The organism is Meiothermus sp. (genome assembly GCF_037443965.1).
Taxonomy (GTDB): Bacteria; Deinococcota; Deinococci; order Deinococcales; family Thermaceae; genus Meiothermus.
Window position 1 is genome coordinate 20,014 of sequence record NZ_JBBINI010000020.1, and the last position, 12,515, is coordinate 32,528.

The 12,515-nt window shown below is 60.0% G+C and carries 13 protein-coding genes; 8 read left to right on the plus strand and 5 right to left on the minus strand.

All coding sequences use genetic code 11. The features are described 5' to 3' along the window. The first annotated feature begins 73 nt into the window (after positions 1–73). Positions 74–553: a transcription elongation factor GreA gene (gene greA, locus WKI89_RS11365; protein WP_337869722.1), complete on the plus strand. Its 480-nt coding sequence runs from the start codon at positions 74–76 to the stop codon at positions 551–553. Between the two features lie 480 nt (positions 554–1,033). Beyond that, complete coding sequence (locus WKI89_RS11370) at positions 1,034–1,729, plus strand: hypothetical protein (RefSeq protein WP_337869723.1); 696 nt, start codon at positions 1,034–1,036, stop codon at positions 1,727–1,729. Here WKI89_RS11370 and WKI89_RS11375 read toward each other — a convergent pair. Continuing rightward, entirely contained in the window at positions 1,704–3,176 is a 1,473-nt protein-coding gene (locus WKI89_RS11375; protein WP_337869725.1) for an NAD(P)H-hydrate dehydratase, read from the minus strand. The genes WKI89_RS11370 and WKI89_RS11375 overlap by 26 nt on opposite strands. Before the next feature lie 48 nt (positions 3,177–3,224). Between WKI89_RS11375 and WKI89_RS11380 the strand changes: the two genes are divergently transcribed. Then, positions 3,225–3,956 carry an NAD-dependent deacylase gene (locus WKI89_RS11380; protein ID WP_337869727.1) on the plus strand — a complete coding sequence of 244 codons (732 nt, stop codon included), beginning with the start codon at positions 3,225–3,227 and terminating at the stop codon, positions 3,954–3,956. Here the strand turns inward: WKI89_RS11380 and WKI89_RS11385 are convergent. Then, entirely contained in the window at positions 3,948–4,679 is a 732-nt protein-coding gene (locus WKI89_RS11385; RefSeq protein WP_337869729.1) for a TVP38/TMEM64 family protein, read from the minus strand. The genes WKI89_RS11380 and WKI89_RS11385 overlap by 9 nt on opposite strands. 169 nt (positions 4,680–4,848) lie before the next feature. Here WKI89_RS11385 and WKI89_RS11390 point away from each other — a divergent pair, with 169 nt between their 5' ends. Further along, positions 4,849–5,556 (plus strand): monothiol bacilliredoxin BrxC family protein, encoded by a 708-nt coding sequence (locus WKI89_RS11390; protein ID WP_337869731.1) that lies wholly within the window; start codon positions 4,849–4,851, stop codon positions 5,554–5,556. A gap of 64 nt (positions 5,557–5,620) precedes the next feature. Here WKI89_RS11390 and WKI89_RS11395 read toward each other — a convergent pair whose 3' ends face one another. Next, entirely contained in the window at positions 5,621–6,730 is a 1,110-nt protein-coding gene (locus WKI89_RS11395) for a class II aldolase/adducin family protein (protein ID WP_337869733.1), read from the minus strand. Positions 6,731–6,924: 194 nt separating this feature from the next. Between WKI89_RS11395 and WKI89_RS11400 the strand changes: the two genes are divergently transcribed. Beyond that, complete coding sequence (locus WKI89_RS11400; protein WP_337869735.1) at positions 6,925–7,998, plus strand: glucose-1-phosphate thymidylyltransferase; 1,074 nt, start codon at positions 6,925–6,927, stop codon at positions 7,996–7,998. On the opposite strand, the gene WKI89_RS11405 is transcribed toward WKI89_RS11400, so the two are convergent. Further along, positions 7,995–8,852, minus strand: a complete 858-nt coding sequence (locus WKI89_RS11405; protein ID WP_337869737.1) for a glycosyltransferase family 2 protein — start codon at positions 8,850–8,852, stop codon at positions 7,995–7,997. The genes WKI89_RS11400 and WKI89_RS11405 overlap by 4 nt on opposite strands. 51 nt (positions 8,853–8,903) lie before the next feature. Between WKI89_RS11405 and WKI89_RS11410 the strand changes: the two genes are divergently transcribed. The 3 genes from WKI89_RS11410 to WKI89_RS11420 are packed head-to-tail and all read left to right on the plus strand — an operon-like array spanning position 8,904 to position 11,200. Continuing rightward, a complete protein-coding gene (locus WKI89_RS11410) occupies positions 8,904–9,437 on the plus strand; it encodes a dTDP-4-dehydrorhamnose 3,5-epimerase family protein (protein WP_337869739.1) in 534 nt (177 codons plus the stop codon). Between the two features lie 13 nt (positions 9,438–9,450). Further along, positions 9,451–10,461, plus strand: coding sequence for a dTDP-glucose 4,6-dehydratase (gene rfbB, locus WKI89_RS11415; RefSeq protein WP_337869741.1), 1,011 nt, complete (start codon positions 9,451–9,453; stop codon positions 10,459–10,461). Next, complete coding sequence (locus WKI89_RS11420; RefSeq protein WP_337869743.1) at positions 10,448–11,200, plus strand: NAD(P)-dependent oxidoreductase; 753 nt, start codon at positions 10,448–10,450, stop codon at positions 11,198–11,200. The genes rfbB and WKI89_RS11420 overlap by 14 nt, the downstream gene beginning before the upstream one ends. Positions 11,201–11,374: 174 nt before the next feature. On the opposite strand, the gene WKI89_RS11425 is transcribed toward WKI89_RS11420, so the two are convergent. Further along, entirely contained in the window at positions 11,375–12,475 is a 1,101-nt protein-coding gene (locus WKI89_RS11425) for an exopolysaccharide biosynthesis polyprenyl glycosylphosphotransferase (RefSeq protein WP_337869744.1), read from the minus strand. Between the last annotated feature and the right edge of the window lie 40 nt (positions 12,476–12,515).

The window sequence follows — 12,515 nt, forward strand, 5'->3', positions numbered from 1 at the left end:
CAGCCACCTAATCGGCGCTGTACTATACTTGAGTTTGGGTCTACGGCAAGTAGACCTTTGGAGGTTTTGTTTAATGTCAGACAAAAAGCCGGTATACCTGACCGCTGAGGGAAAAGCGCGGCTCGAGCAGGAACTTGCCTACTTAAAAACCGAAAAAGTACAACAGATCGCCGATGAGATGGGCCGGGCCATCGCCGAGGGCGATTTGCGCGAGAATGCGGGCTACGACGAGGCGAGACGGGCCATGTGGCAAAACAACAGCCGCATTGCCGAGCTCGAGGACATCCTGAGCCGGGTTCAACTGGTGGAGTCGGGCAACGGCGTCCCCACCGAGGTGCAGATCGGCGTGACGGTGGAGCTCGAGACCTCCACCGGCCAACGCATGAGCGTCACCATGGTAGGCAGCCACGAATCCGATGTGTTCAGCGGCAAAATTTCCAACGAATCCCCCTTGGGCCAGGCCTTGATGGGTAAAAAAGTGGGCGACGAGGTGCAGGTCAAAAGCCCCAAGGGCGGCCAGACCTATGTGGTGGTTGACCTGCTATACGCGTAGAGGGTACCCAGACGGAACCGTGTAATCTCTCGCAGAAAGCAGGGCGCAATCCCGAATGGTGCCTTTCCGAACCCGCGGCGCCCCTCATAAACGCCTGGATGGGCAGCAACAGCTTGTCAGGCATAAAGAATTTTCTTATTCCTGAACGGCTTAATCTTTGTTAAGTGCGCCCACATTGGTTGCTGGAAACTTGAAACCCCTCGGAACACACGTGGCCAAAGACGTATACGTCTGATACCGTTTCCGCTTGAATCCTTCACCGCCCGCCGCAGTCAGAGGTGAAGGATTCAAGCCGACCGAAGGGAGTAAAAAAGCATTTCGGTGGTATCGTTCAGACTCGTCAAAGTGAACGATACTACCGAAATGCGCATGAGACGTGACTGGGTGCAGATGTATACAGCTAAAATAAACTTCTGGAGCAAAGGACAATCCCAACTCTTGACAAGTTGTGAAGGTAAAAGCCGTATGATAGCAGGGTTCATGGCGATCTTTGGTTTGTTGGGACTCCTTTGGCTCTTGTGGCTGGTGGGTTTGGTGAGCGATACCTACCTGCGCAACTTGGTGGTGAGCCTGTCGAATTTTGTGGGCGCCTATGCGCTATGGCAGATTGCTACACAATCACCGGCGATTGTGCGCCGGGCGCTCGTGGGGCTTGCGCTGGGGCTGTTGTTTTTGGGGATCGGCGATTTGTTGTTCACCCTCAGTATAGCAACCCCCGTGGACACCCTGGCCCTCCGCGAGGGAATCTATCTGATGGGGGTGGCTCTTTTCTTGCTGATGGGAACACTCCTGCCCTTGAGCATGGAGCGCCAGGGTTTGTATCCGCTGGGCTTTTCCCAACGCCTGGCTTTGATGGCCCTGCTGGGCGGACTGTTGCTTGCAGCCCTCACCACCCTGGTTCGCCCGTTGAACGTAGTCGAACTGATTTATGCCGGCGTTGCGTTTTATCTGACCCTGCTTTTCGCCCAGCAGACCCCGGTGCTGGCCGGAGGCCGCATCGGGCGCTACCTGCAAGGGGTGGTGTGGGCGCTGGTGCTGGGCAGCCTGGCTCGAGTGGTTTACGTGCTGGGTGGTGTACCGCCGGCCCAGTGGTCCATCGTGGCCTACGATATTTTGTGGATGTCCGCCATGAGCGTGCTGCTGTTGGGGACTATTCGGGCTCCCAGAAATCTCTGACCTGGCCCGCCTGCAGCCGCTCGAGGGCCTTAGGCAGCGCCTCGGCGACCTCGTGGGCCAGCAGACCCGGTTTGCTTGCCAGGTCGCCGGCCAGCCCGTGGAGGTACACCCCCAGCCGGGCGGCATCCCAGGCCGAGAGGCCCGCAGCCAGCAGGGCAGCGACCACCCCCGAGAGCACATCGCCCATCCCGCCGGTGGCCATATGGGGGTTGCCTGTGCTGTTCACCGCGAGTTGTGGCGTTGAAGTGAGGGCCCCCTGGGGCTGCCAGGCCAGCACCGTGGGCCCACCCTTCAGCACCACCACCAGCCCTGGATAGCGCTTGGCTAGGGTTTGGGCGGCCTCGAGGGGGAAGCGGGCCACCTGTTCGCTGGGCAGCCCCAGCAGTCGGCCGGCCTCCCCTGGGTGGGGGGTTATCACGGTCGGGAGGGCTGCTTCGCTGTAGGCTCGCAGCACCCGCTCGTGCAGGGCGTCGGCGTCCAGTACAGTGGGGCGCTGCAGACCCAGCGCGGCCAGGGCCGCCTGTACCCCTCCGTCGCCCGCACCCATCCCGACCGCTACCGCCTCCGCCCGGCCCCGCTGAAGGTTGGCGGTGTTCCACTCGAACAACGGGAGGCGCACGGCCTCCAGAGGCGGTTGCACCTCGCAGTCGGCGGGATAGGCTACGGTGACCAGTCCAGCACCGGTTCGGTAGGCCCCCAGGGCCGCCAGGCTGGGCGCACCGGTATAGCTAAGGTAGCCCCCCACCACCAGTACCCGTCCCACCGAGCCCTTGTGGGCATTGCCCGCCCGTTTGGGCAGGAGCTTCTGCATCTGCGCTCTGTGCAAGAGCTCCGGCAGCGCTTCATTCCTCAGGGCTTCCGGTGGCATCCCCAGGTCATCTACCAGGATGCGCCCACAGGCGGCGCGGTGTGGGTAGAACAGATGCTCGTTCTTGAGCCCTGCCAGCGCCACGGTGAGGCTGGCCCGGACATGGGGCGAGTAGGGCAGGCCCGAGGGAAGGTCAATGGCCACCACCGGCAGCCCGGAAGCGTTGATCTGCTCGACCAGCCGGGCATACGGCCCTTCCAGTGGGCCTCGCAAACCCGTGCCAAACAGGGCATCCAGGATTACCGTGTTTCGCTCGGGCTGCCATTCCTCCAGGGGCCGGATGGCTATGCCGTGGGCCTGCAAGGCCTGCCGGGCCAGGGCCGCGTCGCCTACCTGCCCTTCGGCAGCGAAAACTTCGACCTCCGCCCCCCCGACCTTTAGCCAGCGGGCCGCCACCAGCCCGTCCCCCCCGTTGTTGCCCTTGCCGCACAGCACCACTGCCTTGCGGTCCTCAAAATACTGCAATAAACGTTTGGCCGAGCGCCTTCCGGCCGTATCCATCAAGAGCAGACTGGGATAGCCCAGCTCGGTGGCCTTCCGGTCGGCCTCGCGCATGGCTTGGGCGGTGTAGAGTCGCACAGGCTACCTGTATTCTACGGAGTCCCTTCCCCCGCGTACACTGTGGGCATGAACCTGGAAGCCGCTCGCAAGCGCCTGCGGGAGGCCCGTCGGTTGGCGGTGCTCACCGGAGCGGGCGTTTCCCAACCTTCCGGCATTCCTACGTTTCGCGATGCCGCGGGTTTATGGAAGGATTTCAACATCGAAGATTATGCTACGCCCGCTGCCTATGGCCGCGACCCCCAGAAGGTCTGGGAGTGGTATGCCTGGCGCTACCAGAACGTCATGCAAGCCCAGCCCAACCGGGCCCATACCTTGCTGGCCCTGCTGGAACAGCGGATAGGGGAGGGCTTCCTACTGGTGACCCAGAACGTGGACAGCCTGCACAGCCGGGCCGGTTCCCAACGCCTGGTCGAACTGCACGGCAACATTGCCAGGGGTCGCTGTGAGCGCTGTGGAGAGCGGTTTCCGCTCCCCGACCCGGCCCATTTTGTGCCGCCGCCCTACTGCCCGAGCTGCAAGGCCCGGGGCCGCCCGGATGTGGTGTGGTTTGGGGAGTTGCTGCCGGCAGGCGCTTTTGAGCAGGCCTGTCGGGCGTTTGCTGAAGCCGAGGTGGCTTTGGTGATTGGAACCAGCGCTGAGGTTGAACCGGCAGCCAGCCTGGGGCGGCTGGCCCACTCGAGCGGTGCCTATCTGATCGAGATTAACCCCAACCCCACCCCCCTCTCGAGCCAGGCCGACTACTCCCTCCGAATGGGTGCGATGGAGGGGATGGAAGCCCTGGTGGGAGATCTAGGCTGATTCGCTCTCGCTGGGGCGGGTTTTGCGCTGTAGTCTAGTGCGATCGTAAAGAATCCAACCTCCCAAGGCGGCTAGGCCCACGAGGGTGGCCACCAGGAGAAAGGGCCCCAGCCGGGAGAAATCGGCGCCCAACCAGGCGATCACCACCGTTACGGGCAGGGCCCCCACTGCGGTGGCCAGCAAAAACTTGAGGGGGTGCATCCTGACCAGTCCGGCCACGAAGTTCACGCTGTCGGTGGGCACCAGGAAGGACAGCCGCAGCGCGATGATGGCCCAGGGGCCGTAGCGCTCGACCTGGGTTTCCACTTTGCGGCGGATATCCTCGCTAACGAAGCGATCCACCACCACCGGCCCCAGCAGCCTGGCGAGGCCATAGCCCACCATGGCCGCGATAATGGCCCCGACCCAACCCAAAATGCCGCCGAATACCGGCCCAAACGCCAGCACCGAGACCAGCATGACCAGGGCCATCGGCACCACCGAGACCAGGGTCTGGGCAATCATCAGTCCGATAATGCTCAGGGGGCCCAGCCAGCCCAGCCCGGCCACCCAAGCCTGTATCGCCTGCTGATTACCGCTGGAAAGCAAGCCATAGACTCCATCCATACGCTCCTTGAAGCCAGGAGATACAAAATAGACACCAATCAGCACGCTCGCGAGCAGCAGCAGGGTCAGCAGTATTGGCAGTAAAGGCAAAGTCCGGGAGGCGGGAAGTCGTTCCATTCCAAAGTTTAGGGTAACGCAAAGCATGAGAATCACCTTTGTTATTGGTCACACTTTGAATGCAGAGGGCACAGAGCAGCTCGTCTAGGGCCGGAAGCCATCCTTGATGGCCTAAAACCGGGGCACAACCCACGGATTCCCCGGCGCCTACCGGCTAACATAATCATTTATGAGCCTGCGTGAACGGGTCTTCCCCCTCAAAACGCTCGAGGATGTGGATGCCTTTCTGGAGCATCACGAACTCGCGGCGATTTTCAAGGCCAGCACCACCGACAAGACCCTCGAGGCCATGCAGTACGTGCAGAAGTACCTCGAGCCCCGCCCCGACGTAGCTATTGGTATCATCCGCATCCCCGAGGACCGCCCGGCTTCCGATTATGTCGAGACCCGCACCGGTATCAAACACCAAAGCCCCCAATTCATACTTTTTCGTCAGGCCAGGCCCCTCTTCGACCTCGACAACTGGAAAATCAACCCCGACTATCTAGAACCCCTGCTGATGCAATCGCTGCCGGTTCATATCGGCAAACCCGTACGAAACCCCGCGGTGGTGGGGCTCTATGTCTACCTGGATTTATTGCACCGCTATATTGCAGGGCAGCTCAGCGAGGAGCGCTTTCAGTGGGGTTACCTAGATCAGCTTAAGAAAGAGGTGGGCTGGCGTTCGGACGAAGACTTCCATCTGCTAAACAGCCTATTTCCCAACCCCGATGGCCGCTCTTTCACCCCTGGCAAGTTGATCGCGCTGGAGTTCCAGGCCCAATTGAGCGGAAACGGCATTCCTCTGATGGAACGAGCCAAGGCGCTTCGTGAGCGGATGGAGGTATATACCCGCAGCCATCTATTGCGCATGCCCTCACCCCCAGACGCGCCCTGAGGTAGAAGGGCTTGGTCAATACTCTCGAGATAATCTGGCGACTGGTTTTACTGCTCGGCTACGCTTAGGACATGGGTACCTGGCGCAAGAGGCGGCCCTCGATGCGCCCAAGGATTTCTTGCAGGCTGTGTCCGGTGATGGTCAGGCCGTGGTTCTTAAGGCCCACCACCGCCCGGCTGGGGTCGGGGGCCTCTCGAACTTTTTCTGCTACGGCATCGGCCAATTGGTAGGTGCCGCAGGGGTAGTTGAACTGGGTGGAGCGGATATTTTCCATCCAGGCGTGGATGTGCAGGATGGCCCCCACCTGGGGGTGTTCGCGGTAAATCATCCAGTGTTCGATGGCGTCCACGCTCACCCGGCGCGGCTCGAGGCCCGGCGGTACCGAGAGGCGCATGGCGTTCTGGATGGGGTCGTAGTCGGTGACCATCAGGATGTCCCGCCCCACCTCGCGCAGGTTGGCCTTGTCCACCCCGCTGGCCGACATCCAGAAGCGTCGCTCGTCCTTGCGCACCGACAGGTTGCCGTAGGACAGCCCGCCAATACCATATAAACGCTTGACGTGGCGGAAGTCTTCAGGTGGCAGAATTTCCTCGATGGGAAAAGCAGCCGGGAGCAAGTCCCACTCGGCCAGCTTGCGGCCTGCGGCGCTCAGGCTCTTGGTTAGAGCGTCGCCCTGCCAGAGTTCGGGCTCGAGGTCGGGTTCAAAGTGGTTGTTCACCACCAGCACCGAGGAGGCAATGGGGTGGATCCGCTCGAAGATGCGCTCGGCGAGACCCGGCCCCTCCGGTTCGTGGTACTGGCCGAGCTCGAGGGTCAGGAAATAAGCCCCCTGCCCCGGCACATAGACCACCAGCATGTTGGAAAGGGCCCGCACCAGATAGCTGTACAGCCCGGCGATGGGGTTGGGGGGCATCTGGGGCAGCTCGAGGAAGGAGATCACCATCGTCCCCTGGGCCTTGCGCCGGTAGGGGGTGGGGCGCTCGGCATGGATAAAGTTCAGGACGGCCCGCGGATGCTCGGCCTCGGGCTCAAAGCGGTAGCCCTTGGCCTGCAAGACCTTGGGTAGTTGAAGCGAGAGGGCCTCGAGGCCAGCCGTGGGTTGTCCCAAAACCGTAAAAGTGGGCGGTGTTTGCAGGGTGAGGATGGAGCCGTCATCGTTTCTGGACTGGATCATGTTGAAACCCTCCAAGAATCCCGACTCGGTTTGTAGCGCACAGGGTGATGCTTGATGTTGGACGGATTCGGGCAGTCATGCTGTGCAACGAACCGCATTTTACACCAGGGTCTTTTCTGGTTTCCCAAGGGTTTCGGAGCATCGGATGGAAAAGGCCCCCTCAAACCCCCCCGTCTTATAAACTGAGCACGACTATGGAACTCAAGGGACTCATTCTCTCTGGGGGCCAAGGGACACGTTTGCGCCCCCTAACCCACACCCGGGCCAAGCAGCTTATTCCCATCGCCGGCAAGCCCAACCTGTTTTATGCTGTAGAGGATCTGCTGGAAGCCGGCATCCGCGATATCGGGGTCATCCTTAGCCCGGAGACCGGCCACGAGGTGCGGGCTGCCCTGGGCAATGGCTCACGCTGGGGGGTTCGCCTCACCTACATCGTGCAGGAAGCGCCGCTGGGCATTGCCCACGCGGTCAAGACCGCCCAGGGTTTTCTATCCGATAGCCCTTTCGTGCTCTACCTGGGCGATAACCTGCTTTCGGGCGGCATCAAACACCTTGTGGAAGAGTATCTTCAAACCTGCCCGGAGGCCATCGTCTTGCTCACCCCGGTCGAAGACCCACGGGCCTTCGGGGTGGTGGTGCTGAATGAGGCCGGACAGGTGGCTCGGCTGCTGGAGAAGCCCCAAGACCCGCCGTCCAACCTGGCCCTGGTAGGGGTGTATCTGTTCGGCCCAGCTATTCATGCCATTATCAACGAACTAAAGCCCTCGGGTCGTGGCGAGTACGAGATTACCGAGGCCATCCAGGGGCTGGTAGATGAAGGAAAGCGGGTGGTGGCCCACCAGGTGCGCGGCTGGTGGAAGGACACCGGCAAGCCCGAAGACCTGCTGGATGCCAACCGGCTGGCCCTCTCGAGCCTCGTGCGCCGGGTGGAGGGCGAGCTGGCCGATTCCCAGGTGGTGGGCGAGGTGGTGGTGGAACCGGGGGCCCGCATCGTGCGCAGCACCGTGCGGGGTCCGGCCTACATCGGGGCCGGGGCGCTGGTGGAAGATGGCTTTATTGGCCCCTACACGGCTATCGGGAAGAATGCCAAAGTGATTGCCAGCGAAGTCGAGTACTCCATCCTGATGGACGAGGCCCAGGTTTACCGGCTGCCCTACCGCCTGGACAGCAGCGTGCTGGGGCAGGGGGTGGTGGTGGACGGCCAGGGCAACACCCGCCGCCATACCCTGCAACTGGTGCTGGGGGATCGCAGCCGGGTGCGGCTTTAGCTTTCTTCACTAAGCCCGTGTGCTGGCTCGCGCAGAAATGGGGAGACGTCTAGTGATCTGTCCTGTAGCATCTGCAAGATCAGCCCGTAGCCTTGCCGCCGCAAGGGATTGGGGTCGAGCCAGCGGCGAAGGTGGGCCTCGAGCCAGACCGTTTTTTTGTGCAGGCCGTGCAGGGCGGGAAAATAGTCGCGGGCAAAGAGCAGGCCTCCCCGGTAGCCCTCGGCGATGAAGCGGGGGTCGTTGGGGGTGGAACTGCCCCCCAGGTGGAGCACCCGGCGTGGTACCAGCAAAACCTGCCAGCCCTTGCGCCGGGCCCGGGTGCACCACTCGAGGTCTTCGTTGTAGAAAAAAAAGCGCTCGTCCATCCCGCCAATCTCCTGCAGGGAGGACGTACGGGCCATAATGAGCGCACCGGATACCCAACTGACGGCCCTGGGGCGGCGCAGGTTCCAGTAATAGGGGGCATAGAGCGGCCCATACGATTGCAGCCGTCCCTCGGGTGTGTACAGAGTAGGCCCCGCCATCGCAGCCCTGGGGTTGGCCTCTAAAGCCATCTGCAGGGCCTCGAGGTCGCCCTGCTCCAGGTACACGTCGCTGTTCATCTCCACCACCCACGGCCTCTGGGCCACCTCGAGGCCCCGGTTGACGGCGTAGGCGTAGCCGCGGTTGGGCACCTGGAGCACATTTACGCTGGGGTGTTGCCGCCGTACCCAGTCCGCGCTACCGTCTTTGGAGTCTGTGTCCACCACTAGTTTTTCTGCTTCTGGATAGCAAACTTCGAGTCGCCTCAAGCACTCGCCAAGAATGGCCTGGGCATTGTGGGATATGACGATTATCGAGAGGTCTTTACTCATTAAGCCCAACCCAGCGTCCTTGCTGGTAGATGCTTTAGGATTAAGTTCGGTATGAAACTGGATGAAAAAGCCCAGACTGCCCTGAAGTACCAGTATTACACAAACCCGCCCACCCCAGAGGGTGTTGTGTTTCAGCCCCTCATAAAGCAGCGTGCCCTCGAGGGCGCCTTCATGGAGTACCTGCGCCTGAAGGATGGGCGGGTGGAGGGGCTTCCGGTGCCCTTCGAGGCCCGCCAGTTCTCAATCTCTTGGGCAGTACCGGGCCGTATCAATGCCTTTCACCTCCACCCCAAGCGCATCCAGGACGAGCTTTGGTGTGTGGTGCAGGGGGCCTTGCTGGTTTGGTTGGTGGATGTGCGCGACGACTCCCCAACCAAAGGTATAAAGCGTTCTTTCCTGCTTTCCGGTGAGGCGCCCGCGCTCCTGTACATCCCCGTGGGCGTAGCCCACGGCTACCGAGCGGGCCACCAGGGTGCGCTGCTGCTCTACGCCATGAACGACCAGTTCAACCCCTCCGACCCCAACGAGGGCCGCCTGCCCTGGGACTTTTTTGGGGCCGATCTGTGGGCCGACGACAAGGGTTAGAGGAGGGGCTGTGATGAATTTTAAACGCGTGGTGGTAACGGGAGGCGCAGGCTTTATTGGTGCCAACTATGTGCATTATGCCCTGTCGGCCCATCCCGAGTGGCAGATTGTGGTGCTGGACAAGCTGACCTATGCGGGCAACCTGGAGAATCTGGAAGCTCTATTAAACCAGATTGAGTTCATCCAGGGCGATATCGCCAACCCCGCCGATGCCCACAAAGCCCTGCAAGGGGCCGATGCTGTACTGAACTTTGCCGCTGAGAGCCACGTGGATCGCTCGCTTTTAGACCCTCGACCCTTCGTTAGAACCAACGTAGAGGGAACCCTGGTGCTTCTGGAGGAGGCCCGCAAAGCGGGAGTCCGCCGTTTCCTCCACGTCTCCACTGACGAGGTTTACGGCGACCTCCGGGGGAGCGACCGCCACTCCCTCGAGACCGACCCCTTCCGGCCCCGCTCGCCCTATGCAGCCTCCAAGGCCGGGGCCGAACACCTGGTGCTGGCCTACGGTATCTCGCACGGGCTGGATGTGGTAATTACGCGCGGCTCCAACACCTACGGCCCCTACCAGTACCCCGAGAAGATCATCCCTTTGTTCATCACCAACGCCCTGGAAGACCGGCCCCTGCCCATCTACGGCGACGGCTCGGCGGTGCGCGACTATATGCACGCCTTGGATCACGCCGCCGGTATTGACCTGGTTCTGCACCGGGGCGCCAGCGGCGAGGCCTACAACCTGGGAGCCCGCGAGCAAATTTCGGGCGTGCAGGTTGCCGACGCTATCCTGGAGGCGCTGGGCAAGCCCCTGTCTCTAAAACAATTCGTGGCCGACCGGCCCGGCCACGACTACCGCTACTCGGTAGACCCTTCCAAGGCCGAGGCCCTGGGCTGGGTGCGCCGGTACAGATTTAGCCAGGGTTTGGCAGAGACCATCGAATGGTACGTGCAGAACCCCGGCTGGTGGCAGCGGGTGCGCGCGAAAAAAGAGCACCAGAGCCTCATGCAGACCTGGTATGGGCAGCGCTGAAACTGGGGGAATACTGCTGACCGGCGGAGCGGGCCGCCTGGGAACGGCGTTGCGGGGGCTTCTGCCCGAGCTGACCGCACCCAGTAGAGCCGAGCTGGACATCACCGATCTGTCCGGTGTCGAGCAGGCTTTTGCGAATTACCAGCCAAAAGTCGTGGTGCATACAGCGGCCTACACCAATGTTGCCCAGGCCGAGATCGAAAAAGCCCTTTGCTGGAGGGTGAATGTGGAGGGCACCCGCAACCTGGTTCGGGCTGCTTTGGGGTACGACCTGCGCTTTGTTCACATCTCGACCGACTATGTGTTTTGGGGGGATGTGGGGGGCTACCGGGAGGACGACCCGGTGGGGCCGGTGCGCAACTACTACGCGCTTTCCAAGCTGGTAGCCGAGGAGCTGGTGCGACTGCTCCCGGATCACCTGATTATCCGCACCTCTTTCCGCCCTTCGCCCTGGCCGTATCCCACTGCCTATACCGATCTCTTCACCAGCCAGGACTACCTCGAGGTCATCGCCCCGCAGATTGCCCTGGCCCTTCGGAACCTCCATCGCATCCCCCACTCCACCCTCCACATCGCCACCGAGCGCAAGTCGGCATACGAGCTGGCCCTGCGCACCCGTCCCGATGTTCAGCCAGCCCGCCGCCAGGAAGCCTTGGTGGTGCTGCCCGAGGACGTATCGCTGGACATAGGCCGCTGGCGTGGCTTGATTGCTAATTGGGATTCTGGGCTATTACCCTGAGATTCTTCTCGGCCCTCTTATGGGCTATCCTGGCCGAGGCCTTGCGAGGGGAGCCTCGCCTCGAGCCAGGGTTGTCAGAGGTGAGGTGTGAATGAGCAAATAACGTTTGGGCTGGTTGTAATTAGCCCGTCAAACCTTTGACTAATCCTGATTCGCGCTTATTGCTTTCTGTAGCTATCTGGCACCAAACCCACGGAAAATTACTGAAAGTGTTTTTATTATGATTAGTAAGTCAAGCCAGAACGAAAAATTTTTTACATAGTAAAGGTCATATGCCAGTTTTTCTTTAGCTCCGCTTTGATCAGACGTATAGCCGTACACAACCTGTGCCCATCCAGTTAGACCTGGACGAACGAAATGTCTCGTTTCAAAAAAGGGTATCTCTTCAGCGAATTGTTTTGCAAACGCTTCTTGCTCTGGGCGGGGTCCGATAAGACTCATATCGCCCTTTATTACATTCCATAGTTGTGGGATTTCATCGAGTCGAAATTTCCTCAATATAGCCCCAACCCTTGTAACTCGAGCATCTCCAACTTGAGCGAATCTGGGCTCATTTGATTCGGAGTCGGCGTACATACTACGAAATTTGTACATTTCGAAAGGTTGCCCATACAAACCGATACGTCGCTGCTTAAATAGTAAGGGGCCTTTGGAGTCGAGCCGTACCAGCAGAGCTGTGAGTACTGCCAAAGACACCCAAATGGGAAAGGTCAAAAGAACCAGAGCTGTTTCCCAGACGCGCTTGATACCAATATAGTCTTTGGGCCTGAGTAAAATCTCAGCTTCTTTAGACAGAGAGGATATATCTACTTTTCCTGTGATCTCCTCCAGGAACGTAGCAATATCTATAATTTCTTTACCCTGGGCTGCAAAGTTACTATAAGTTTGTCTCGAAGAATCCGAGAAACTGTGCTGCAGATCTGTAACAATTATATCGGCTTTCTGAGAATCGTTGATGTATAAAACCTCAATATTTTTTTCACCTGCCGACTTAATGGTTTCAGCGACATCAGGAGATGTGACAGCCACTTTGATCATTCGCCGTGATTTAATTAATAAACTAATGAAATTAATAACAAAGAGTACCAAAAAAAATGCCAAATAGAATGGGCGAGAATACCACCAGCCAAAGATAAAAAAAGCAGCGGCCAGTGCTAGAAATGGTATAACCATGGCCCATACACTGGCCAGCAAGCCACTGGTGTGTGGATGCCGACTCCACCTGCTTGAAAGCCAGAGAGAACATAAACCAGCAATAACGAGGAGTACAATCAATCCTCCATACGAAGGATAAGTAAATACCTCCCAGAGCCTG

Excerpts from the sequence above, each read along its gene's own strand:
- WKI89_RS11395 (WP_337869733.1), bottom strand. The coding sequence starts at position 6,730 with ATGATCCAGTCCAGAAACGATGACGGCTCCATCCTCACCCTGCAAACA.
- WKI89_RS11410 (WP_337869739.1), top strand. The coding sequence starts at position 8,904 with ATGAAACTGGATGAAAAAGCCCAGACTGCCCTGAAGTACCAGTATTAC.
- WKI89_RS11385 (WP_337869729.1), bottom strand. The coding sequence starts at position 4,679 with ATGGAACGACTTCCCGCCTCCCGGACTTTGCCTTTACTGCCAATACTG.
- rfbB (WP_337869741.1), top strand. The coding sequence starts at position 9,451 with ATGAATTTTAAACGCGTGGTGGTAACGGGAGGCGCAGGCTTTATTGGT.
- WKI89_RS11380 (WP_337869727.1), top strand. The coding sequence starts at position 3,225 with ATGAACCTGGAAGCCGCTCGCAAGCGCCTGCGGGAGGCCCGTCGGTTG.
- WKI89_RS11370 (WP_337869723.1), top strand. The coding sequence starts at position 1,034 with ATGGCGATCTTTGGTTTGTTGGGACTCCTTTGGCTCTTGTGGCTGGTG.
- WKI89_RS11420 (WP_337869743.1), top strand. The coding sequence starts at position 10,448 with ATGGGCAGCGCTGAAACTGGGGGAATACTGCTGACCGGCGGAGCGGGC.
- WKI89_RS11405 (WP_337869737.1), bottom strand. The coding sequence starts at position 8,852 with ATGAGTAAAGACCTCTCGATAATCGTCATATCCCACAATGCCCAGGCC.
- greA (WP_337869722.1), top strand. The coding sequence starts at position 74 with ATGTCAGACAAAAAGCCGGTATACCTGACCGCTGAGGGAAAAGCGCGG.
- WKI89_RS11390 (WP_337869731.1), top strand. The coding sequence starts at position 4,849 with ATGAGCCTGCGTGAACGGGTCTTCCCCCTCAAAACGCTCGAGGATGTG.
- WKI89_RS11400 (WP_337869735.1), top strand. The coding sequence starts at position 6,925 with ATGGAACTCAAGGGACTCATTCTCTCTGGGGGCCAAGGGACACGTTTG.